Genomic DNA, 20,658 nt, shown 5'->3' with positions numbered 1-20,658 from the left:
GCGAGATGGTGATGGACGGTGTAATAGATTGGCGTCCCGAAGGCATTTGCGCCAAGGCTGGATAGAATAGTCCAAGGACTCGGTCCCATGTATTTGAGCGTGACCCAAAGGGCAGGACCGCCGAACAAGAGCCAGGGAAGGTACCCATACCAAACAGCAAAAACCGGGATCAATATAAACCAAAGAAGCGGGGTCATAAGGAGCCATACAAATAGAACCACGGAGAGAAAAGGTGTGCCAAAGAGAGCCAAAAGAAAGTCGGTCACATTGGGAGGTTCATGCCCTGACGGATGAAGAGAAGAACCGCCTGTCTTGTCAGTTATTTCTGTCATAAGAGAAATTGCCTCACAAAATTTTTAGGGCTACAGGGCCACCCGCTAGGCGGCTCTATCTAGTCAGTTGATTTTCCAGGGAGGAAGCGCGCCACTTTGGCGCCGAGTTTCAGTACCGCCAGATGCACCGAACGGGGCAGGCGGGAGAAGTCCATGTACCAGTCGTCAAACATGCGCATCACGCGCAGGGTCTCTCCCATGCGGTCCTTGATGCGTTTGGGGGTTTCATCCAGTTCGGCTTCCCGCATCACCTCATCCAAGGCGCGCAGGGTGGGTGCGAATTCGCGCTCGCGCCGGGCTGCAATCACCGCATCGACCAGATCAAACATATCCCGGATCGAGGTGAAGTGATCACGCCGATCACCAAGCTGGCGCGAGGATTTGACCAGGCCCTGGGCTTGCAGCTCTTTCAACCCGTTGGAAACATTGGAACGCGCCAGATTCAGAACCTCACAGATCTCATCCGCGGTCATCGGGTCCGGCACGATATGCAAGAGCGCATGGATCTGGGCAACCGAGCGATTGACGCCCCATTTGGAGCCCATCTCGCCCCAGTGGAGGATGAAGTTCTGCATGGAGGGAGTGAGTTGCATCATTAAATCCTGAAATTTCTGTAAAGACAGAAATTCATGGAATCTCATCGATGTCAAGACTTTCCCCTTGTCTGGCGCGTTGCTGGATAAGATGCTGTCAGTGTTTACGAAAATGGAGTTGAAAGAATGCGCGATCTATTCATCGGACTATTTGAAAAACTGGTGACTGTTTTTGTGGTGCTGATGTGTCTTGGTGTCATCGCTGGAGCCTTTGGGGCCTTTGTCGCCCCAGCCCCGAATGGCGGCATCATACCAGCCATCCTGGTACTGGTCCTTGGGTCCATCTATGCGGTGATGATGGGCGGGATGATGTATCTGTTCCTCGGCGTCTATCACAATACAAAACGCACCGCTGAAGCGATCGAGAAGCTGGCAGAGCGCTGAGCATTCCCAAAAGATAGGCAAAATGAAACCGGCGAAGGGATGTCCTTCGCCGGTTCCGGTTCTGCTGAACGAGATGGGGTAATCCCTGCCTCGTTTTACTGCTGCAGCTCAGCTGGTGCTTTGTCGGCGATATCGGTCCAGTTCACATTGGCGTTCTGGATAAAGCCAGGGATGTCACCTTCCCAGCGCTGCTGAATATCCTCAGAGAGGTTCAGGTACAGTGTGTTGTCGACGATTTTCCAGTGGTTTGGATCGCCGTCGAACTTAAAGCCCATTGCGGTGCCAAAGGCGCAGTAGCCACCATAGGCTGGCAGATAAGCTTCGGGGTTCTTTTCGAATGCTGCTTTGTGCTCTTCCGAGGCAAAGCGGTAAGTTGCGTCATTAAAAACACTTGTGATCTTATAGCTGCCCTTGGTGGGGGCACCGTCGGTGAAATATGCAACAGGGTCATAGCCCTGCATTGCCAGACCGGTGGAGGATGCGTTGAGCTCAACGCCCGCAGCCATTGCAGAGGTTGCCAATGCAACCGAAAGCGCCACGCCGCCCAGCAGAGTTTTGAATTTATTCATGGGTCTCTTCCTTTCAATGACCGGCCGGGGTGTATCAATGACCCATGTCGGCCGGTGCTTCACCGTAATGCGTAAAAGCCTCTTTGGCTGTCACAGCACCGATGTGGAGAGCCCCCCGTTCACGTTCAATCAAACTGTTTTTGATTGAGCAGAGGATCAGAGTGACTGTGCGTAGATGCGCAGAGATCTGAAATCACGTTTAAGAGAGCGCCTATTAACAGGTGACAAGGAAGGTGCAGCAGGGGCAAGGTGGAAGAGTTCGAGTTTTTGCAGTGATAGGTGTTCCCGATGAAAAATCTCCTCAATCGACGTGCTCTGGCCCTTGGCCTTACGGTTGCGCTGCTTGGCCTATCGACCCCTGTCGCAGCACAGAGTGTTTCTGGCAGTTACCGGGCTGAGGGGCGTAACCCCGATGGCAGTGCCTATAGTGGAACGGTTCAGATCCGCGAGGCCCAGGGACAGATTTCCATGAATTGGCAGGTTGGCAGCCAAAGCTACGCAGGCAGCGGCACCCGCAATGGCGATGTTGTCTGGGTCAATTGGGGGGATACTCACCCGGTGGTCTATGTGCGCATGCCCAGTGGTGAATTGCACGGCACCTGGGCCAATGGCCGTGGGCTGGAACGCCTCATTCCTTAAGTTTTTGGATAGAGACCGTGCGGCTTTGGGCTAGCCGTCAGGGGTAAGAGCGCAAGTGAAATCGATCACCTTTTGTACGGGCATTTCGCAGGGTTTCAGAATAGGGCCCGCCTCCAGGTGATAGAGGTTGAGGCTGATGTAATCGCTCCCGCCTAACTCATAGGCCACTAGTTTTTCGGCCTTTCCCCGCGCAAAGCTCTGACGGAGGATCTGATAGCGGCGCCCCTGCGCATGGCCAGTAAAACTCCCCTGTGGGAGTGCTTCTAAGGCGGCCAGAAAAGGCGTCAGGCCGCCTGTCTTCACTTTTGACCAATCCGTGGCTCGGTGCCCGTGCGCAGCCGTGCGATATTGGCGCCATGGCGCCAGAAGACGACGGCAGCCAATAGGACCGAGAGGGCTATGCTCTGGGAAAAGCCCAAAAGCAGGCACCAAAGCGGAGCGGACAGAGCGGAGACGAGGGCTCCCATGGAGGAAATCCGGCTGAGCGCCGCAGCCGCCAGCCAGGTCAGGCAGCAGGCGATGCCCACGGGCCAGGCTAGCGCCAGCATCAGGCCCAGGAATGTAGCTACCCCCTTGCCGCCTTTGAACTTTAGCCAGATCGGGAAACAATGGCCCAAGAAGGCCAAGAGCCCAGCCAATTGCGCGGCGTCTTCAGCGGCCAGAAAACGCGCCAGCAACACTGCAGCTGCGCCCTTGCCGCCATCCAGAAGGAGGGTCAGCGCCGCAGCTGCCTTGCTGCCTGTGCGCAACACATTGGTGGTGCCGATATTGCCTGAACCGATCTCGCGCAGGTTGCCCAGCCCCATGAGACGCGTCAGCACCAGACCAAAGGGAATGGAGCCGAGGAGATAGCCAATCCCGGCCCAGAGGAGCAGAACAGCGGTGGTGCTTTCGATCAGGGGCATCAGTCTCTCCTAAATACGGGTTCGCCGCTGACATAGGTGGCCAGCACCTTGCCCTGCATGCGCTGGGTGTCAAAGGGCGTGTTCTGCGATTTCGAATGCAGCTTGAAGCGATCCATCACAAATGGCGCATCCGGATCAAAGAGCACCAGATCCGCAGGCGCGCCTGCCGCAATGCGTCCCGATGCCAGCCCCAATCGTTGGGCCGGATTATATGTCATGGCGCGAAACAGGGTGGGCAGATCCAGGAGCTCCGCATGATAGAGCCGCAATGCGGCTGGCAGCAGGGTCTCCAGGGCAACAGCCCCGGCGGCGGCCTCCTCAAAGGGCAGGCGTTTGCTCTCTTCGTCTTGGGGCGTGTGCATGGAGCTGATGATATCGATGAGGCCGGTACGCACAGCCTCTACAACGGCCAGCCGATCCTCTTCCGAGCGCAGCGGCGGTTTGACCTTGAAGAAGGTGCGGTAGTCCGCCACGTCAAGTTCATTCAGGGTCAAATGATGGATCGAGGTGCCCGCAGTGATGTCGAGCCCATTGTTCTTGGCGCGTTCCAGCGCGGGCAGGGCACGGGCGGTGGTGATTTGATCGGCGTGATACTTTGCCCCGGTCATCTCCAGCAAGGCGATGTCCCGGTCCAATCCCATGCGCTCCGCCATCGGGGAAACCGAAGGCAAGCCGCGCAGGGCTGCGAATTTGCCCGAGGTTGCAGCTGCCCCGGCGCTGAGACCGGGTTCCTGTGGATGCGCGATCACCAGTGCGCCACAACTCTTGGCATAGGTGAGCGCGCGGGAGAAGACCTTGGTGTTGGTCACGACATGATCGCAATCGGTAAAGGCCACGGCACCCGCATCCAGCAAGAAACCGATCTCGGTCATCTCACGGCCCTCGCGTCCCTTGGTCAGGGCCGCCATGGGCAAGACATTTACGGGCGCATCCGCCTGGGCGCGACGGGTGACAAATTCCAGCGTCTCCGGACTGTCGATCGCCGGGGTAGTATCGGGCCGCGTCACGATGGTGGTAACCCCCCCGGCCGCCGCCGCCAATCCAGCCGATTTATAGCTTTCCTTGTGACGCTCCCCAGGTTCGCAGATCTTGACGCCAATATCGATGAGACCTGGCGCCAGGCACTTACCACCGCAGTCGACCACGCTGGCGCTTGCGGGCTCAATGTTTCGCGCGCGAAACAGTTGCTCGGGCTGCGCCCCCTCTGACAAGACTTCGGTAATCCGACCGTTCTTGACCAGCAAGGCCCCCATCTGGTCGGTTCCGGCCTCGGGGTTGATCAATCGGGCATTGGTGAAAAGGAGGGTCATTCAGGGGACCTTTCAGCGACGGATTTGAGCGCGGATTGGGTGAATTCTGGGCTGGGTTGATACTTGATCAGGTGCTTGTCACCACCTTTGGTGATCACCTGCACGTAGGAGCCCATGGTTTTGACTTGCGCGATCTGGCCCAGCGGGACGTGACGTTCAAAAGGGCCGTTCAGAACGCCATCCTCAACACGCCAGCAATGGCCCATCTCTTCGCTCATCATGTACCAACCCCGCAGGGTGATAGCGGCCAGGCCTCCAATCGCCCCGGTCCAGACATGGGGATTTCCCATGGCCCAGAGAATGCCCATGCCCGCCGCCATGGCAAGGGCGGCCATCCAGGCATGGGCCCTGATATAGGCCTGGCGGCTGGGGTTGAATTCTATCACTTCATTTTGCGATCCGGACATGTGCGGTACGGGTCCCTGGGCTTAGAAAATCAAAACGAGTAACACGACAGCGATGAGTGCCATCACGATGGAAAACAGTGTTGCACCTATGCGGCGGGCGGCAGCGCGCGCCTCACGGGGGGGGAGCTTGCCTGCGGAATGCGGTTTGCTGCTGGCGGGGGTGGTCATCGGCGGGGCGCTCCAATCTGTTGGGTCTTCCTTGACAGTCACCACCATTTTGATGGCATCCGCCGGGGTGAGGCGCATGGCGCGCCCGGCCGTTGCGCGCGAGCGCAGCAGCATCACATATCCCTGCAGGGTCTCAAGCATGGGGCGATGGGGAAAAAGCTCTGACATGGGCACGCCGCACCCCTCGGACAGGTAGCCAAGGAGGCCCATCTCTTCGAGGTCGCTGACGGCAAAGATCTCAACATGTTGCAGGTCCAGCCCCTCGGTTCCAAGAACCTGATCAAGGGCGCCGGGCTCTTGCAGGAACTTGACCTGTTCCGGTCCCATCTCCAATGAGAAGACCCGGATCACACCGCGTTCTCCCGCAGCTATGCTGATCACCCCCGACATGGCCTTAACCCGTGGCTTCCATGCGGCTTTTACGCAGGTTCTGCGCAAGCAGATCCATCGCAGCCATGCGCACGGCAACACCCATTTCAACCTGCTCCTGGATGACCGAGCGGTTGATGTCATCCGCGATGGTGCCGTCGATCTCCACGCCGCGGTTCATCGGACCGGGGTGCATGACGATGGCATCGGGCTTGGCCTGGGCCAGCTTTTCAGCATCCAAGCCAAAGCGGTGATAATACTCGCGCTCGGAAGGGATAAAGCCGCCGTCCATGCGTTCTTTCTGCAGCCTCAGCATCATCACCACATCGACGTCTTTCAGGCCTTCGCGCATGTCGTCGTAGATCTCGGCGCCAAACTCGGCAAACTGTCCGGGCACCAGGGTTGGTGGGCCTATCAGGCGGATGCGGTTTTCCATCTTGCCCAGCAGGATTAGGTTCGAGCGCGCGACGCGGGAATGGGCGATATCGCCACAAATCGCGATGTTCAGGCGGTGTAGCCGCCCCTTGGCCCGGCGGATGGTCAGGGCATCCAGCAGCGCCTGTGTTGGATGTTCGTGCCGACCATCGCCCGCGTTCAACACCGCGCAATTCACCTTTTGCGACAAGAGGTCAACCGCGCCGGAATGCGGGTGACGCACCACCAGCAAATCCGGATGCATGGCGTTCAGTGTCATGGCCGTATCAATCAGGGTTTCCCCCTTTTTGATCGAAGAGGCCTGCATCGCCATATTCATCACATCCGCCCCAAGACGTTTGCCAGCGATCTCAAAGCTGGCCTGGGTGCGGGTGGAATTCTCAAAGAACATATTGATCTGGGTGAGCCCGGCCAGCGCATCAGAGTGTTTCTCTGGCCGGCGGTTCAGCTCAACATAGCTGTCGGCCAGATCCAGAATTGCGGTGATCTCATGCGGTTTTAGGGTTTCAATACCCAGCAGGTGGCGGTGGTCAAAGGACATGGGGCAGGCTCCGCTCTGTTTGCAGGCCCTTATAGGCAGCATGAACTAAACGGGCAAGGCGTGCTGCGCCGTCAAAACCTGGCAGTTTTAGCGGTGCCTCGGCAAAGGAGATTTTGCTCCTTTTTTATGAAGCTTAGGCTGGAATGGTAGCAAATGCCCGATAGAGCTTGGGGGCGAAACTTGGGGTGTTTCGCTTGGCTGCGGGGCAGGGTAGCTTGAGGCATGGAATCGGCATTGGATTATTGGAGCGCCAAAGCGCTGTTGGAATGGCAGGTTGAACTGGGGGCAACCGAGGCGCTTAGTGAAGCGCCGATTGATCGCTATTCCCTGCAGCCTTCTGCACCCCAAAAAACCGCTTCAAACAAGTCCCGCACTCCGGAACCGGCGGTCGAAAAGCCCAAACCAGTGGATCCGGTGGCCGTGGCCCGCAAAGCGGCGCAGGCCGCGTCCAGCTTGCCCGCCCTCAAAGAGGCTATAGCAGGGTTTGAGCATTGCGGTTTGAAGCGCGGTGCGCGCAATCTGGTTTTCAGCGACGGTCAGGCTGGTGCCAATGTCATGGTGATCGGGGAGGCGCCCGGTCGGGATGAGGATTTGCAGGGCAAGCCTTTTGTTGGGCGAGCAGGGCAGATGCTGGACCGGATGCTCACAGCGATTGGCCTCAGCCGTTCGGAAAATGTCTATATCACCAATGTCCTCCCCTGGAGGCCACCGCAGAACCGCGACCCGCAGGCCGAAGAAATCGCCATGATGATGCCCTTTCTGGAACGGCATGTAGCCCTGGCGCAGCCAGATTTCCTGGTGCTCATGGGAAACATCAGTTGTCAGGCCGTCCTGGGTAAGCGTGGCATCACCCGCCTGCGCGGGAATTGGGATCAGGCCTGGGGGAAACCGGTAATGCCGATGTTTCACCCGGCCTTTCTATTGCGCCAGCCGCACCAGAAACGCCAAGCCTGGGCGGATCTTCTGGAACTCAAGGCGCGATTGAACAGGGCGCGGCCGACGAAGGAGACGAACTGATATGCGTATCATGGCCTTTTCCGATCTGCATATGTCGCGCAGTCAAGCGCAACTTTTGGTCAAGGCCAGTGCCAAAGCCGACCTGGTGGTCGCAGCCGGTGATTTCTGCAATGCGCGCAGCGGGCTGGACCTGGCGATGGTGATGCTTTCGGCGATCCGATGCCCGGTGATTGCGGTTCCCGGCAATGCTGAAAGCCAGCAAGAGCTCGAGGCCGTTGCACTACCAAATATGCATGTTCTGCATGGCAGCGAGATCACCCAGAAGGGGGCACAGTTCTTTGGTCTTGGCTATGCGGTTCCGCCGCCTCCATTTGGGGAATGGTCCATGAACCTTTCGGAGCTGGAAGCCAAGCTGATGCTGAGCCCCTGTCAGCGCGCAGATGTTCTGATCAGCCATTCACCGCCAAAAGGGTTTGGGGATGTAACCTCGCAAGGAGACAGCGTTGGATCCCAGTCGGTTCTACAGGCCATTGAAGAGGTAAAGCCCAAGCTGGCACTTTTTGGCCATGTGCATGATTCCTGGGGATACCGTGGAAAGATTGGCCATACTGTCGCGGCCAATCTGGGCCCGGTTCCCAGCTTTTTTGACCTCGACTAACTCAGGGGATACAAAAATGGTCGATCCTTATGTTCTTATTGCCTTTGTGCCTGCTGCTCTTGCCCTGAACCTGACCCCCGGCGCGGATATGCTGTTTTGTTTGGGCCAGGGGCTGCGATCCGGGCGGAGCTCTGCTGTTGCCGCGAGCGCGGGGATCTCTGCGGGCGGAATGGTGCATGTCGCACTCGCGGGACTGGGGCTGAGTGCAGCGCTGGCTGCCATGCCCGCGCTGTTTGACGTCATTCGCTGGCTTGGCGTCGGCTATCTCCTTTATCTGGCCTGGGGCGCGCTGCGCCAACCTGCCCTGTCTGCCGACCTGCCCGCTGCACCGGCCCGCCGCGCCTTTTGGGACGGTTTTTTGGTCAATCTCACCAACCCCAAGGTGATCCTTTTTGTCCTGGCCTTTGTGCCCCAGTTTGTTGATCCCGCTGCTGGATCCGTCCTGGGCCAGTTCCTCATCTTTGGACTGGTACTCGGGCTGGGCGGCTTTGTGGTGAATGGGCTGATTGGCATTTTCGCGGGCCAAGCCGGGCGCCGTCTGATCAGCTCGCCGACTGCCGCGCGCTGGTTGGGGCGGATCTCCAGCGGAATTTTTGCGGGGCTGGCTCTACGCCTCGCGCTTTTGGAAAGAACATGAGGCTTTGCCATGTCACGCATAGATGAAACCATGGAGTTCATCCCGGTTCGGATCGCCATCTTGACCGTCTCCGATAGCCGCAGCCTGGAACAGGATCGCTCTGGTCAGGTGCTGGTGGATCGGCTTCAGGCAGCAGGCCATATCCTGGCGGATCGCAAGATTATGCCGGATGAGCGCGCCGATATCGCAGAACAACTGCGGGCCTGGGTCGCGGATGAAGGCGTCGATGTGGTGATCTCGACCGGGGGCACCGGTCTGACAGGACGGGATGTCTCGGTTGAAGCGCATCGCGACGTCTATGAAAAAGAGATCGAGGCCTTTGGAACCGTTTTCACCATCGTGTCGATGAAGAAGATCGGCACATCTGCAGTTCAGTCCCGCGCCACCGGTGGCGTGGCAGGCGGCACCTATCTCTTTGCATTGCCCGGCAGCCCCGGCGCTTGCAAGGATGGTTGGGATGAAATCCTCTCATTGCAACTGGATTACCGCCATCGCCCCTGCAATTTTGTGGAAATTATGCCACGTTTGTCGGAACATGAGCGACGGAAATAGATAGGCGGTGCGTGTAAATCACGAGCCGGACCCTATCTTATGGTCTAAGTAACCGGCTGTAGTGGCAAGTGGCGCCTCCCTGTGGGGTGATTTGCATGTCGCTGCGGCTGTACTGGCCGCTTGGGCTTTGAGGCCCTGCCACCGGAAGGAATAAAAGATGCGCTTCTTGCGGCATAGTTTGACGGGCCTGGTTCTGGCCGCCATGACAGCAGCGCTGCTGCTCTATGCTGGGCAGACCATCATTTCAGCCCTTCAGGCCCGGATGAATGCTGAGCCGCGAACGCCACCGGTGCGCGAACGCGTTTTTGCCGTGCATGTGGTCAAAGCAGAGCTGACACGGATTGCCCCGGAGCTGAGTGCCTTTGGCCGCATTGAAAGCCGCCGTACGCTGGAATTGCGCAGTGCGGTCGCGGGACGCGTGGTTTCTCTGGCAGAGAGTTTTGAAGAAGGCGGACAGGTTACCCAGGATGAGGTTCTTGTTCGGATCGATCCATCAGACGCCATGGACGCCAAGGAAGAGGCTGAGGCGGACATGATGGATGCCCGCGCGGAAGAGCGGGATGCAGAACGGGCCTTGGACCTGGCCAATGATGAGTTGAGCGCCTCGCAGGAACAGGCGCAGTTGCGCGCGCGGGCGCATCAGCGACAGATCGATTTGCAAGAGCGCGGGGTCGGGACGACGGCAGCGGTTGAAGATGCAGCCCTGACCGCCGCCTCTGCGCGTCAGGCAGTGATTTCGCGCCGTCAGGCCGTTAGCCAGGCAGAGGCGCGTGTCGATCAGGCGGCAACACGCGCCTCACGCAGCCGGATTGCATTGGAACGCGCCGAACGTGATCTGAGTGATACCACCCTTCGCGCTGGCTTTGGCGGAACCCTGCAGGGGGTCACCCTTGTGGAAGGACGTTTGGTTTCTGCCAATGAAAAACTCGCCGAGCTTGTCGATCCGGATCTGTTGGAAGTGTCCTTCCGCGTCTCGACCCTGCAATATGCGCGACTCCTGGACCAGGAGGGGCATCTGCGGGTCGCTCCGGTTCGGGTCACATTGGATGCCTCTGGCGCTGGGCTGGTGGCAACGGGAACCCTGTCACGGGCAAGCGGCGGTGTCGGTGATGGGCAAACCGGGCGGCTGCTCTATGCCAGCCTGGACAGCTCGCCCGGATTCAAACCGGGCGATTTTGTCACCGTCAAAGTGGAAGAACCGCCCCTGGACGCGGTGGCACAGGTGCCGGCATCTGCTCTGGGCGTCGATGGCACGGTTTTGGTGCTTGGGGCCGAAGACCGGCTGGAAGCCCTGCCAGTTGAGCTGCTGCGCCGCCAGGGGGACGATATCCTGATCCGGGGCGAAGGGTTGGCCGGGCGAGAGGTCATTACCGGCCGCACCCCTCTATTGGGAGCAGGCATTCGGGTACGGGTGCTGCGCCAGGGGGCAGCACTAGATCAAAGGGCCTCGTCTCCGATGGTTGAACTCAGCGCAGAACGGCGCGCAGAGCTGGTATCCCTGGTTGAGGGGAATGCCGCGATGCCGGATGCGGTGAAATCGCGGATCCTGGGACAGCTGAAAGCGGCCGCCGTGCCAGAAAAACTGGTCAATAGGATCGAAACCCGGAAGGGGGGATGATCGATGCGTGATCTCTCTCGCCCGGCAGGTGGACTGCTTAGCTATTTCACCCGCCACCGGACCGCGGCCAATCTGCTACTGGTGGTTCTGCTGATCCTGGGTGCGGCCGCCATGCCCAAGATGCGCGCCCAGTTTTTTCCCGATGTGATTGTCGAACAAGTGACCGTAAGCGTCACCTGGGAAGGGGCCGGCCCCGAGGATGTGGACAGCGCCATTGTTCAGGTTCTGGAGCCTGCGCTTTTGGCCGTCGACGGGGTGGAAGAGACCAACTCCACCTCTCGCGAAGGCCTGGCCACGCTCAGCCTGGATTTTGAACCCGGCTGGGATATGGCGCGCGCAGCGGATGATGTGCAGTCTGCGGTGGATGCGATTACCTCGCTGCCGGAAGAAATCGAAGAGCCAACGGTGCGGCGGGGCGCCTGGCGGGATCGTGTCACTGATGTGGTGATTACAGGTCCCATTGCGCCAGCGCAGCTTGGCCTGTTTGCGGATGAACTGATTGTTCGTCTTTTTGCCGCTGGGGTGACCAGAACCACCATCCGTGGATTGGCCGCCCCGCGCACAATGGTTGAGGTGCCCTCGGCCAATTTGATCAAGCATGATATCTCGATGAGCGATATTGCAGCTGCAATCGCCGAGGAGACCGATGCAGACCCGGCCGGAGAAGTGACAGGGGCCAATGCCCGCGTGCGCACCGGGCGCGAGAAGCGCAAACCGGAGGAGATTGCCTCCATTGTGTTGCGCACCAATGCGGATGGATCCCTGCTGACCGTGGGAGATCTGGCACAGATCACCGTGGAAGGTGTTGATCGCAATCGTAGCTATTTTGTTGGTGAACACCCGGCCATGTCGATCCGGGTGGATCGCTCTGATCAGGGTAATGCCATCGTCATTCAGGGGCAGGTTCAGAGGGTTGTGGACACCCTGCAGGCCAGCCTGCCAGCGGGAGTCAGTGCCAGCCTGATCCGCACCCGAGCAGAGGCGATCACAGATCGATTGAACATCCTGGTGGACAATGGGTTGATGGGGCTGGGACTGGTCCTGGCCCTCTTGTTCCTATTCCTCAACAGCCGGATCGCCTTTTGGGTTGCAGCGGGTATTCCTGCCGCGATGTTTGCGGCGGTGGCGCTGATGTATGCTGCGGGCATTACCATCAATATGGTCTCTCTCTTTGGGTTGATCATTACCCTTGGCATCGTGGTCGATGATGCAATTGTGGTGGGGGAGCATGCGGATTTCCGGGTACGCCGCCTGGGGGAAACCCCGATGCAGGCAGCAGAGAACGCGGCCCGGCGCATGGCGATGCCGGTCTTTGCCGCAACCCTGACCACTATTATTGCCTTTTTTGGTCTGGTTGCAGTCGGCGGTCGGTTTGGTGAGTTGATCCGCGACATTCCCTTTACGGTCATTGCGGTGCTGGCGGCCTCGCTGATGGAGTGTTTCCTGATCCTGCCCAACCATATGGCTCATGCGCTAACCCATGCACAGAAAAACCACTGGTATGATGTGCCCAACCGTGTGGTGAACCGTGGCTTCCGCTGGGGGCGCGACCACATGTTCCGTCCCTTGATGTCGCTGGTGGTGCAGGCGCGCTATGTGGTTCTGGCCGGGGCGCTGGCGATCCTGGCCAGCCAGATGGCACTGTTTATCGGGGGCGATGTCAAATGGCGCTTCTTCAACGCGCCCGAACGTGGCTCGGTGACCGGCAATTTCGCCATGGCTGAGGGGGCCACCCGTGAAGATACCCTGGCGATGATGCGCGAAATGCAACGCGCAACGGAGGAGCTGGGCAAGGAATATGCCACCCGATACGAGGGGCCAAACCCAATTGATTTTGTCATGGCCGAGGTGGGTGGCAACGCGGGTCGGGGCCTCTCTGGTGTGGAGGCCAAGGACAATGACCTTTTGGGCGGCATCTCGATTGAATTGATCGATGCGGATCTGCGGCCAGAGTACTCCAGCTTTGCCTTTGTGGCTGAGCTGCAGGAGCGGGTTACCCGCCACCCACTGGTTGAAACCCTGTCGTTTCGCAGTTGGCGATCCGGTCCCGGTGGGGATGCGCTGGACGTGCAATTCTATGGGGCAGAGGTGCAGGTGCTCAAACAAGCCTCCGAAGATCTGAAGACTGCCCTTTTGCGTTTCCCAGAGGTCTCTGCGGTCGAAGACAACCTTGCCTATGACAAAGAGGAATTGGTGTTGGAGCTGACCCCCCAGGGCCAAGCACTGAATTTCACCATTGATACTCTTGGGCGGGCGCTGCGGGCGCGGCTCAACGGGCTGGAGGCCGCGACCTATCCCGATGGGCCGCGGAGTGCGGAAATCCGGGTGGAACTGCCCAAGGATGAGCTGACAGCAGATTTCCTCGAGCGCACCCTGATGCGCAGCCCCAGCGGTGTCTATGTGCCGCTTGCGGATATTGTCTCGGTCAATCAGCGCACCGGTTTTTCCACGGTACGGCGTGAAAACGGTATTCGCGTCATCAGCGTGACAGGTGACATTTCCGAGGATGATCCGGCACGCGCCGAAGCCGTCACCGAGGCGCTGCAGGAGGAGATCCTGCCGGATATTGCCAGCCGCCTGCAAGTGGAATGGCGCCTGAGTGGGTTGAGCGAGCAGGAAGATGATTTCCTCAATGATGCGCGCACGGGGCTGGTCCTCTGTCTGGCGGGCATCTATCTGGTTCTGGCCTGGATCTTTGCCAGCTGGACCCGGCCCCTGGTGGTTATGGCGATCATTCCCTTTGGCTTGGTTGGGACAATCTGGGGGCACTACATGTGGAATGTCCCGCTGAGCATGTTCACGGTGGTTGGCCTCTTGGGGATGACCGGCATTATCATTAATGATTCCATTGTCCTGGTCACCACCATCGATGAATACGCCGAAACGCGTGGGTTGATCCCTTCAATCATTGACGGAGCGGCGGACCGCCTGAGACCGGTGATGCTGACGACCCTGACCACGGTTCTGGGCCTCGCCCCCTTGATGTACGAAAGCTCTCAACAGGCGCAGTTTCTGAAACCGACGGTGATCACGCTGGTCTATGGTCTGGGTTTTGGAATGTTCCTGGTGCTTTTGGTAGTGCCGGCCCTGGTGGCAATCCAACAGGATGCCGCGCGGCCCCTCACCGCGCTGCGGCGCGCTGTAAAGAGCACACGCAGACCTCTGCGCGCTCTGATACTGGGCATCGCTACGCTGCAGTTCGGCTGGCTGCTCCTGACCCTGGGATGGGCCATGGCCAATGGGATTTTGCATCCGGCCCTGCGCAGCCTCTGGCCCGCTTTAGCTGAGTTTGAACCGCTTCGCGCCGCACTGCTCCTGTGTCTTGCCGGCATGACGACCTTGGCCGGCTTGGCCTATGTCTTGGCTGGGATTGGTCAGGGGCTTCGCAACCACAGACGCGCTGGAGCCTAGGACCTTTGCACCAAGCTCTGTGGGTGATCTCAGGGCGTCAGGCGGGGGAACCCCTTGAGCGCCCTGAAGCGTTTTGATGTTTCAGCGGTGATAGGTCGCCGCCAGATGCGCGACCTCAGAAACCTGATCGATCAGATCGAACTCCCCGCAATCCAGATCTGTAAGGGCAATCCAGCGCGCATCGGCGGCGTCATCCGCCGCGATGGGCGCGCCCTCAAGATAGCGACAGAGTACCGCCGTAAGCAGATATTGCCGTTGCACTGCACCCGATGGGTCACGCAGCATGACATCCACATTGGTCAGATAATCCAGAGCCTTGGCCCGCACGCCGGTTTCTTCAAAGAGCTCCCGAACGGCCGCTTCTTTCCCGGTTTCGCCGAGTTCAACATGGCCACCGGGAAATCCCCAGCTGCCCAGGTTCGGCGGCTTGCCGCGTTGCACCAGAAGAACGCTGCCCGCGTGATAGACAACCGCAATAGCTCCAAGAACTGGCCGCGAGGGAGAGGGTGCCTCACTCATCCAGCGGTGCAGCCGGTGATATCCACGGCATGTCTTTGCCCTAGGACCGTGATCCGCAACTGCGAGCGGTCAACCGCCGCAGCTGCACCGGCGTCTACGGGCATCAGCTCGCTCATGGCCACCAGTGTCTGTCCCTGGCGCTGGGTCTTGGTTTCTCCGGCGAAGAGATGCGGAGAGCCGGGCTCTATTACCGCGATCTCCTCGCCGCCTGCGCTGGGCATCGCGATGCGTGCTTCGACCTGCATGCCGTATTTGCCGGGTTTCAGGCGGCAAGTGGCAGAGGTTACACCGGCTTCGCGAGCAGAGTAGGGACGGCTGGCTATCGCGGCAACAATAGCGGGGTTACGCCCGGCGTCACGATCCAGCTGATGGTCAAACTTCAGCTCTGATGGGATGCAGACATCCTTGCAAACGCCCAGCTCCATGCGCCCCTTCAGGCGGACCGGCTGGCCAGGTCTTTCGGGGGTGATTTCAATCGGTAGGACCAATTGGTCATGATAGCCAATGGTGCGGTAACCAGATGTCTGAAACACCTCCGGCGCAGGCCAGGTCATCGACATGCCGCCAATGTTGCGGGACCCACGCCAAGTGAAACTTGGCGGGATGCCTGCATCGCCTGGGCTGCGCCAATAGGTTTTCCAGCCATCTTTCAAGGTCAGTCGCAGCGCGCCCATATAGGTGCCACGCGCCGTCATGCCACCGTCGAGCACTTCGATATGCACCACCTCATCATTGCCGAGGAGCCCGGACTGCGCTTGGGCCTGACTCGCGGTTGAGGTCAAGGCAAGAGCGCATAGCGCCCCAAGCAGTGCAAAGGGGCGAAGGCGAGGAAAAGGAAAGGGTGCAGTTGTCATGTCTTCATAGATGAGGCCTGAGAGGAGAAATGCCAAGTCACGTTCTGTTTAGCGCTTTGTAGTATGTTTTGAAAAAAAGCGAACAAAATCACCGGCTCCAACCCTTGCGTCGTACTTCCTGGGGAGTCATTCTGGAATTACCAATAGAAAGTGGAACTTACTGTCTCTGAAACTGATGCATTGCATGGGATCCCATGGCGCAATGCGCGAGAGGCGGAGACAAATGGTGGCAGCGAAAGGCCAAGGCATGAACCTAACCGGAAAACTCTTGATTGCGATGCCAGGCATTGGCGACCCGCGGTTTGAGCATTCGGTTCTGTTTTTATGCTCCCATAGCGACGAAGGTGCCATGGGGCTGATCCTCAATAAACCGGCACATGAGGTACAGTTGGGAAACCTGCTGGAGCAGCTGGAAATTCCGGTGAGCGAGGAGCAGAATGCACAGCTCCCCATTCGTTTTGGCGGACCCGTGGAAACACAGCGCGGCTTTGTGCTGCATTCCGAAGACTATGCTTCCAGTGTCAGCTCCCTCTCCGTTCCCCCTGGCTATGGCATGACCGCTACCTTGGATATTCTGGAAGATATTGCCCAGGGGAACGGACCGGATAAGCTGCTGATTATGCTTGGATATGCTGGATGGGGGCCGGGGCAGCTGGAATCAGAAATCGTGGCAAATGGCTGGATTACCGTGGATGCCAATGACACCCTGATCTTTGGCACTCCGGATGAGGAAAAGTGGAGCGAAGCGCTAGCCTCCTTGGGGATCGATCCCATCACATTGTCCGCAACTGCAGGAAATGCCTAGCCCCCTGTACCAGCTGAACATGCTTGATCCGAACTGAAAGGTATCAGGGGCATTTAGCAGTGAGAGTGTCAGGCGAGCCGGACTAGGGCTAGTCCCGTGGCGCGGCTGCACGTGCCAGGCGGTCATTGATCGCGGCACCCAGCCCCTCGTCTGGGATTGGCGCCACGGCAATTGGGCGGCCCAGTCCATCCAGCTGATGCAGATAGTCAAAAAGATGGGCCGCCGCCTCGGTGAGCTTCCCATCAGGTGAGAGGTTCAGATCCTCTGGGCCTGACCCCTGGTGCGCGCCAAACCCCAGAAAGACTTCCCCGTTCCGGGCTGCCGCTGCATTTAGCCGCACCTGCTCATTTGGCGCATAGTGAGACAGAAGCTGACCGGGTGCTGTCAGAGGGTCCTGAACGTCGCGTTGCCTTAGGGGCTGGCCCAGCGCCTCTTCGATCTCTTCTGCGGCCAGACCGCCTGGGCGCAGCAAGATAGGAGCCTCTCCTGCAAGGCCAACAATGGTGCTTTCCAACCCCACACCACAGGCGCCATCATCCACAATTGCGGCGATACGCCCGTTCAGCCCGGCAAAAACATGCGACGCCAAGGTGGGGCTGATCCGCCCCGACGGGTTGGCGGATGGTGCGGCCACGGGCCCATCAAAGATCTGCAGCAACCTCTGCGCACTTGGCTGGGCAGGCACCCGCACGGCAAGCGTTTCAAGACCCGCCGTGACCAGACCAGAGATCCCATGCTTCGGGCGCAAAGGCAGAACCAGTGTCAGTGGTCCGGGCCAGAAGGCCTGCGCCAGCACCTCGGCCCAGCCGTTCCACAGAACATAGCGCTGCGCGGCTTCGGCTGAGGCAGCGTGAACAATCAGCGGGTTAAAACTGGGCCGTCCTTTTGCCGCATAGATCGCAGCTACGGCTTCGCCCTGGCGCGCATCCGCTCCCAGACCATAGACCGTTTCAGTCGCAAAGGAGACCAGCTCACCTGCCTGCAGCAACTGCGCAGCCCGCGTAAGGCCAGCAGGATCCGCAGTGAGGATTTTAGTGTCTTTCGAAGGGGTATTGTCAGGCATTTGCGGTGACGCGGCGTTTTGGTTGATTGCAAATTCGGTCGGGTTAGGTAATCGGATAGCGCACCAGACATACTGGCCCAGACCGGTAAAGCCAAGGTGCAATGCCCCGGGGCACCAGGCCCTGAAGAACCAATAGGACGCCAAGAGGACGCCCATGACCTTCCGTGCCCCCGTATCCGAGTATGAATTCCTGCTGAACACTGTGATCGGCTTTGACCAGATCGCTGCAACAGAGCGCTATGCCGAGGCTTCGGGGGATTTGGTTTCCGCCATTCTGACCGAAGCGGGCAAGCTCTGCGATGAGGTGATGGCGCCGGTCAATCGGGCAGGAGATCTGCAGCCCGCCTATCTGGAAAACGGCGTGCTGCGCACCTCACCTGGTTTTGGTGAGGGGTGGAAGGCCATCGCAGAAGGTGGCTGGATTGGGATGAGCGCGCCGCAAGATCATGGCGGCATGGGTCTGCCCATGACACTAACTACTGCGGTGAATGAGATGATGTCCGCGGCCTGCCTGTCACTACAGCTGGCCCCCCTCATGAGCCAGGGGCAGATTGAGGCATTGGAACACCACGCTAGCGACGCGCTGCAAGAACTATATCTGCCCAAGCTGATTTCCGGCGAATGGTCCGGCACCATGAACCTGACAGAGCCGCAGGCGGGGTCCGATGTGGGCGCGCTTGCCTCCAAAGCCGTTCCGAATGGCGATGGCACTTTTGCGGTTTCGGGGCAGAAGATCTTTATCTCCTGGGGGGATAACGACTTTGCCGGGAATGTCTGTCACTTGGTTTTGGCGCGCTTGCCCGATGGAGTGCCGGGGACCAAGGGCATTTCTCTCTTCCTGGTGCCAAAGTACATTCCCGATGAAAGTGGCGACCCGGGTGAGGCCAATAGCCTGAAGGTGGTGAGTCTGGAGCATAAGATGGGTCTGCATGGCAGCCCGACCTGCGTGATGCAGTTCGATGGGGCCAAAGGCTGGCTCGTTGGGCCAGAACACGGTGGTATGGCGGCCATGTTCACCATGATGAACAACGCCCGCCTCGGCGTGGGCGGTCAGGGCGTTGGCGTGGCCGAGGGCGCCTATCAGCAGGCGCTCACCTACGCGACAGAGCGCAAACAGGGCAAGACCCCCTCGGGCTTTATTGCCGATCATGCGGATGTGCGCCGCATGCTGATGGAGATGAAGGCCGATACCTATGCCTCCCGTGCCATTCTGCTGGCCTGCGCCCATGCCATCGACATGCACACAGCAACCGGTGATGCGGAGTGGAAGGCGCGGGCTGCCTTCCTGACGCCGATTGCCAAAGCTTTTGGCACCGAAACCGGTAACCGCGTGGCCGACACCGGTGTGCAGGTTCATGGCGGCATGGGCTTTATCGAGGAAACCGGAGCAGCCCAGTTCCTGCGTGATGTCCGTGTTACGGCGATCTACGAGGGCACCAATGGCATCCAGGCGATGGATCTGGTGGCGCGCAAGATGATGGATGGCGGCGAGATGGCCAATAGCATCATCGATGAGATCGAGGCCCAGGCCGAAGGTGCGCGCGGTACGCACCCCAATATGGGCGAAGCGGTCTGGCAGGCCTGCGAGTCTTTGCGCGAAGCCACCGAATGGCTTGTGGCCCAGGATGTTCAAGAACGCTTTGCTGGCGCCATGCCATACCTGCGCGCCTTTGCACGGGTGCTGGGCGGGCATTACCACCTGACGGCGGCGATAGCCGATCAGGGCGGTCCGCGTGAGAAACTCGCGCGTTTCTACATCAAGCGGATGTTGCCGGAGCACGCGGGGCACCTGGTTCACGCGCAAGAGGGGCTTGAGGGCGCCATGGCGCTGACACTTGACGAGATGGCACACTGATGGCCTCGGTTCCCGAAGTCGGCCCCCGCACCCCCTGGGAAGAACCGCCCGCCATGGGGGAGGCCATTGAGGTGGCAGAAGGCGTCCTCTGGATGCGCCAGCCGCTGCCGATGAAGCTGGATCATGTGAATATCTATGCTTTCGACGAAGGCGATAGCTGGACCATTGTCGACACAGGCTTCAACACCCGCAAGAGCCGCGCCATCTGGGAGGACCTGATGGCAGGCCCTCTGAAAGGGAAACCGGTGTCACGCGTTCTTGGCACCCACCATCACCCGGATCACATCGGGCTGGCGGGCTGGTTTCAGTCGGAGCACGGGGCGGAGTTGGTCACCAGTCGCACCGCCTGGCTTTTTGCCCGGATGCTGACCCTGGATGTGCAGGAGCAATGGCCGGAAGAGACGCTGGCCTATTACCGCAGCGCGGGCATGGCGGCTGAAATCTACGAAAAACGCATCGCTGACCGGCCTTTCAACTTTGCCGATACGGTTTATCCGATGCCGCTGGGCTTTACCCGGATCCGTCAGGACGATGTTTTTCGCATGGGCGGGCGCGACTGGGATGTGCATATGGGCAATGGTCACGCGCCGGAGCATGTGACGCTCTGGAGTCGCGATGACAATCTCGTGATCACCGGCGATCAGATCCTCTCCTCCATCAGTCCCAATATCGGGGTCTATGCGACCGAGCCGATGGCTGATCCGCTGGGAGAGTGGCTGGAGGCCTGCGAGCGCCTCTCGGCGCTGGCCAAGCCCAATCATCTGGCGCTAGGCGGGCATAAATTGCCCTTTACACGCCTTCCTTTACGGATGCGGCAGCTGATCGACAATCATCATGGCGCGCTGGAGCGGCTGCTGGATCACCTCGATCAGCCCAAGAGTGCAGCCGATTGTTTCGCGCCCCTGTTCAAGCGGAGTATCGGGGGAGGAGAATATGGGCTTGCACTGGTCGAAGCGGTTGCCCATGTCAATCATCTCTATCACACTGGGCGGGTGACGCGTGTAAAACGCGCCGATGGTGCCTGGCTGTACCAACGAAAAGACTAGATCGCTGGGGCGTATCCCAGCAGGGGAGACG

The 20,658-nt window shown here is 59.4% G+C and carries 22 protein-coding genes; 11 read left to right on the top strand and 11 right to left on the bottom strand.

Features of this window, described 5'->3' with window-relative positions; all coding sequences use genetic code 11:
- Positions 1-391: 391 nt before the first annotated feature.
- Entirely contained in the window at positions 392-925 is a 534-nt protein-coding gene (locus RSK20926_RS18020; RefSeq protein WP_037255711.1) for a GbsR/MarR family transcriptional regulator, read from the bottom strand.
- Between the two features lie 126 nt (positions 926-1,051).
- Between RSK20926_RS18020 and RSK20926_RS18015 the strand changes: the two genes are divergently transcribed.
- The gene (locus RSK20926_RS18015; RefSeq protein WP_008208914.1) at positions 1,052-1,309 is read left to right on the top strand and encodes a hypothetical protein; all 258 of its coding nucleotides are present in this window, start codon (positions 1,052-1,054) and stop codon (positions 1,307-1,309) included.
- A 95-nt stretch (positions 1,310-1,404) separates the two neighbouring features.
- On the opposite strand, the gene RSK20926_RS18010 is transcribed toward RSK20926_RS18015, so the two are convergent.
- Positions 1,405-1,878 carry a YHS domain-containing (seleno)protein gene (locus tag RSK20926_RS18010; protein ID WP_008208913.1) on the bottom strand — a complete coding sequence of 158 codons (474 nt, stop codon included), beginning with the start codon at positions 1,876-1,878 and terminating at the stop codon, positions 1,405-1,407.
- A gap of 288 nt (positions 1,879-2,166) precedes the next feature.
- On the opposite strand from RSK20926_RS18010, the gene lfb1 reads away from it, so the two are divergent.
- Complete coding sequence (gene lfb1, locus RSK20926_RS18005) at positions 2,167-2,517, top strand: LIC10280 family protein (RefSeq protein WP_008208911.1); 351 nt, start codon at positions 2,167-2,169, stop codon at positions 2,515-2,517.
- A 30-nt stretch (positions 2,518-2,547) separates the two neighbouring features.
- On the opposite strand, the gene RSK20926_RS18000 is transcribed toward lfb1, so the two are convergent.
- Genes RSK20926_RS18000 through RSK20926_RS17975 form a run of 6 tightly spaced genes read right to left on the bottom strand, consistent with a single transcriptional unit; the run spans position 2,548 to position 6,652 of the window.
- Positions 2,548-2,820, bottom strand: coding sequence for a hypothetical protein (locus RSK20926_RS18000; protein WP_008208910.1), 273 nt, complete (start codon positions 2,818-2,820; stop codon positions 2,548-2,550).
- The gene (plsY, locus tag RSK20926_RS17995; protein WP_008208908.1) at positions 2,817-3,422 is read right to left on the bottom strand and encodes a glycerol-3-phosphate 1-O-acyltransferase PlsY; all 606 of its coding nucleotides are present in this window, start codon (positions 3,420-3,422) and stop codon (positions 2,817-2,819) included. The genes RSK20926_RS18000 and plsY overlap by 4 nt, the downstream gene beginning before the upstream one ends.
- Positions 3,422-4,732 carry a dihydroorotase gene (pyrC, locus tag RSK20926_RS17990; protein WP_008208907.1) on the bottom strand — a complete coding sequence of 437 codons (1,311 nt, stop codon included), beginning with the start codon at positions 4,730-4,732 and terminating at the stop codon, positions 3,422-3,424. Before pyrC ends, plsY begins: the two co-directional genes overlap by 1 nt.
- Complete coding sequence (locus RSK20926_RS17985; protein WP_008208905.1) at positions 4,729-5,139, bottom strand: hypothetical protein; 411 nt, start codon at positions 5,137-5,139, stop codon at positions 4,729-4,731. The genes pyrC and RSK20926_RS17985 overlap by 4 nt, the downstream gene beginning before the upstream one ends.
- A gap of 21 nt (positions 5,140-5,160) precedes the next feature.
- Positions 5,161-5,697 carry a hypothetical protein gene (locus tag RSK20926_RS17980; RefSeq protein WP_008208904.1) on the bottom strand — a complete coding sequence of 179 codons (537 nt, stop codon included), beginning with the start codon at positions 5,695-5,697 and terminating at the stop codon, positions 5,161-5,163.
- A 4-nt stretch (positions 5,698-5,701) separates the two neighbouring features.
- A complete protein-coding gene (locus tag RSK20926_RS17975) occupies positions 5,702-6,652 on the bottom strand; it encodes an aspartate carbamoyltransferase catalytic subunit (protein WP_008208903.1) in 951 nt (316 codons plus the stop codon).
- A 222-nt stretch (positions 6,653-6,874) separates the two neighbouring features.
- Here RSK20926_RS17975 and RSK20926_RS17970 point away from each other — a divergent pair, with 222 nt between their 5' ends.
- The 6 genes from RSK20926_RS17970 to RSK20926_RS17945 all read left to right on the top strand — a co-directional run bounded on the left by RSK20926_RS17970 (position 6,875) and on the right by RSK20926_RS17945 (position 14,485).
- On the top strand, positions 6,875-7,669 hold the full coding sequence (locus tag RSK20926_RS17970; protein ID WP_008208901.1) for a uracil-DNA glycosylase: 795 nt from the start codon (positions 6,875-6,877) through the stop codon (positions 7,667-7,669).
- A 1-nt stretch (position 7,670) separates the two neighbouring features.
- The gene (locus RSK20926_RS17965) at positions 7,671-8,267 is read left to right on the top strand and encodes a metallophosphoesterase family protein (protein WP_008208900.1); all 597 of its coding nucleotides are present in this window, start codon (positions 7,671-7,673) and stop codon (positions 8,265-8,267) included.
- Between the two features lie 16 nt (positions 8,268-8,283).
- Entirely contained in the window at positions 8,284-8,904 is a 621-nt protein-coding gene (locus tag RSK20926_RS17960) for a LysE family translocator (RefSeq protein WP_008208899.1), read from the top strand.
- 9 nt (positions 8,905-8,913) lie between these two features.
- The gene (gene moaB / locus RSK20926_RS17955) at positions 8,914-9,456 is read left to right on the top strand and encodes a molybdenum cofactor biosynthesis protein B (protein WP_008208898.1); all 543 of its coding nucleotides are present in this window, start codon (positions 8,914-8,916) and stop codon (positions 9,454-9,456) included.
- Positions 9,457-9,613: 157 nt separating this feature from the next.
- Positions 9,614-11,074, top strand: coding sequence for an efflux RND transporter periplasmic adaptor subunit (locus RSK20926_RS17950; protein ID WP_008208897.1), 1,461 nt, complete (start codon positions 9,614-9,616; stop codon positions 11,072-11,074).
- 3 nt (positions 11,075-11,077) lie between these two features.
- Positions 11,078-14,485, top strand: coding sequence for an efflux RND transporter permease subunit (locus RSK20926_RS17945; protein WP_008208896.1), 3,408 nt, complete (start codon positions 11,078-11,080; stop codon positions 14,483-14,485).
- 81 nt (positions 14,486-14,566) lie between these two features.
- Here RSK20926_RS17945 and RSK20926_RS17940 read toward each other — a convergent pair whose 3' ends face one another.
- Both RSK20926_RS17940 and RSK20926_RS17935 read right to left on the bottom strand, forming a co-directional pair.
- Positions 14,567-15,004 (bottom strand): NUDIX hydrolase, encoded by a 438-nt coding sequence (locus RSK20926_RS17940; protein WP_008208894.1) that lies wholly within the window; start codon positions 15,002-15,004, stop codon positions 14,567-14,569.
- The gene (locus tag RSK20926_RS17935) at positions 15,001-15,858 is read right to left on the bottom strand and encodes a protein-disulfide reductase DsbD domain-containing protein (protein ID WP_050773123.1); all 858 of its coding nucleotides are present in this window, start codon (positions 15,856-15,858) and stop codon (positions 15,001-15,003) included. The genes RSK20926_RS17940 and RSK20926_RS17935 overlap by 4 nt, the downstream gene beginning before the upstream one ends.
- A gap of 223 nt (positions 15,859-16,081) precedes the next feature.
- Here RSK20926_RS17935 and RSK20926_RS17930 point away from each other — a divergent pair, with 223 nt between their 5' ends.
- Positions 16,082-16,663 carry a YqgE/AlgH family protein gene (locus RSK20926_RS17930; RefSeq protein WP_008208891.1) on the top strand — a complete coding sequence of 194 codons (582 nt, stop codon included), beginning with the start codon at positions 16,082-16,084 and terminating at the stop codon, positions 16,661-16,663.
- A gap of 88 nt (positions 16,664-16,751) precedes the next feature.
- Here RSK20926_RS17930 and RSK20926_RS17925 read toward each other — a convergent pair whose 3' ends face one another.
- Positions 16,752-17,726: an L-threonylcarbamoyladenylate synthase gene (locus RSK20926_RS17925; RefSeq protein WP_008208890.1), complete on the bottom strand. Its 975-nt coding sequence runs from the start codon at positions 17,724-17,726 to the stop codon at positions 16,752-16,754.
- A 154-nt stretch (positions 17,727-17,880) separates the two neighbouring features.
- Between RSK20926_RS17925 and RSK20926_RS17920 the strand changes: the two genes are divergently transcribed.
- Complete coding sequence (locus tag RSK20926_RS17920) at positions 17,881-19,581, top strand: acyl-CoA dehydrogenase (protein WP_008208889.1); 1,701 nt, start codon at positions 17,881-17,883, stop codon at positions 19,579-19,581.
- Entirely contained in the window at positions 19,581-20,627 is a 1,047-nt protein-coding gene (locus RSK20926_RS17915; RefSeq protein ID WP_008208887.1) for an MBL fold metallo-hydrolase, read from the top strand. Before RSK20926_RS17920 ends, RSK20926_RS17915 begins: the two co-directional genes overlap by 1 nt.
- Positions 20,628-20,658: the final 31 nt, after the last annotated feature.

This window comes from Roseobacter sp. SK209-2-6, assembly GCF_000169455.1.
Classification (GTDB): Bacteria; Pseudomonadota; Alphaproteobacteria; order Rhodobacterales; family Rhodobacteraceae; genus Pseudophaeobacter.
The sequence above is the reverse complement of the archived record's forward strand: the minus strand, read 5'-3'. Positions and strand labels throughout refer to the sequence as shown.

Coding starts and splice junctions, on each gene's coding strand:
- RSK20926_RS18020 (WP_037255711.1), bottom strand. CDS start 925: ATGCAACTCACTCCCTCCATGCAGAACTTCATCCTCCACTGGGGCGAG.
- RSK20926_RS18015 (WP_008208914.1), top strand. CDS start 1,052: ATGCGCGATCTATTCATCGGACTATTTGAAAAACTGGTGACTGTTTTT.
- RSK20926_RS18010 (WP_008208913.1), bottom strand. CDS start 1,878: ATGAATAAATTCAAAACTCTGCTGGGCGGCGTGGCGCTTTCGGTTGCA.
- lfb1 (WP_008208911.1), top strand. CDS start 2,167: ATGAAAAATCTCCTCAATCGACGTGCTCTGGCCCTTGGCCTTACGGTT.
- plsY (WP_008208908.1), bottom strand. CDS start 3,422: ATGCCCCTGATCGAAAGCACCACCGCTGTTCTGCTCCTCTGGGCCGGG.
- pyrC (WP_008208907.1), bottom strand. CDS start 4,732: ATGACCCTCCTTTTCACCAATGCCCGATTGATCAACCCCGAGGCCGGA.
- RSK20926_RS17985 (WP_008208905.1), bottom strand. CDS start 5,139: ATGTCCGGATCGCAAAATGAAGTGATAGAATTCAACCCCAGCCGCCAG.
- RSK20926_RS17980 (WP_008208904.1), bottom strand. CDS start 5,697: ATGTCGGGGGTGATCAGCATAGCTGCGGGAGAACGCGGTGTGATCCGG.
- RSK20926_RS17975 (WP_008208903.1), bottom strand. CDS start 6,652: ATGTCCTTTGACCACCGCCACCTGCTGGGTATTGAAACCCTAAAACCG.
- RSK20926_RS17970 (WP_008208901.1), top strand. CDS start 6,875: ATGGAATCGGCATTGGATTATTGGAGCGCCAAAGCGCTGTTGGAATGG.
- RSK20926_RS17965 (WP_008208900.1), top strand. CDS start 7,671: ATGCGTATCATGGCCTTTTCCGATCTGCATATGTCGCGCAGTCAAGCG.
- RSK20926_RS17960 (WP_008208899.1), top strand. CDS start 8,284: ATGGTCGATCCTTATGTTCTTATTGCCTTTGTGCCTGCTGCTCTTGCC.
- moaB (WP_008208898.1), top strand. CDS start 8,914: ATGTCACGCATAGATGAAACCATGGAGTTCATCCCGGTTCGGATCGCC.
- RSK20926_RS17950 (WP_008208897.1), top strand. CDS start 9,614: ATGCGCTTCTTGCGGCATAGTTTGACGGGCCTGGTTCTGGCCGCCATG.
- RSK20926_RS17945 (WP_008208896.1), top strand. CDS start 11,078: ATGCGTGATCTCTCTCGCCCGGCAGGTGGACTGCTTAGCTATTTCACC.
- RSK20926_RS17940 (WP_008208894.1), bottom strand. CDS start 15,004: ATGAGTGAGGCACCCTCTCCCTCGCGGCCAGTTCTTGGAGCTATTGCG.
- RSK20926_RS17935 (WP_050773123.1), bottom strand. CDS start 15,858: ATGACAACTGCACCCTTTCCTTTTCCTCGCCTTCGCCCCTTTGCACTG.
- RSK20926_RS17930 (WP_008208891.1), top strand. CDS start 16,082: ATGGTGGCAGCGAAAGGCCAAGGCATGAACCTAACCGGAAAACTCTTG.
- RSK20926_RS17925 (WP_008208890.1), bottom strand. CDS start 17,726: ATGCCTGACAATACCCCTTCGAAAGACACTAAAATCCTCACTGCGGAT.
- RSK20926_RS17920 (WP_008208889.1), top strand. CDS start 17,881: ATGACCTTCCGTGCCCCCGTATCCGAGTATGAATTCCTGCTGAACACT.
- RSK20926_RS17915 (WP_008208887.1), top strand. CDS start 19,581: ATGGCCTCGGTTCCCGAAGTCGGCCCCCGCACCCCCTGGGAAGAACCG.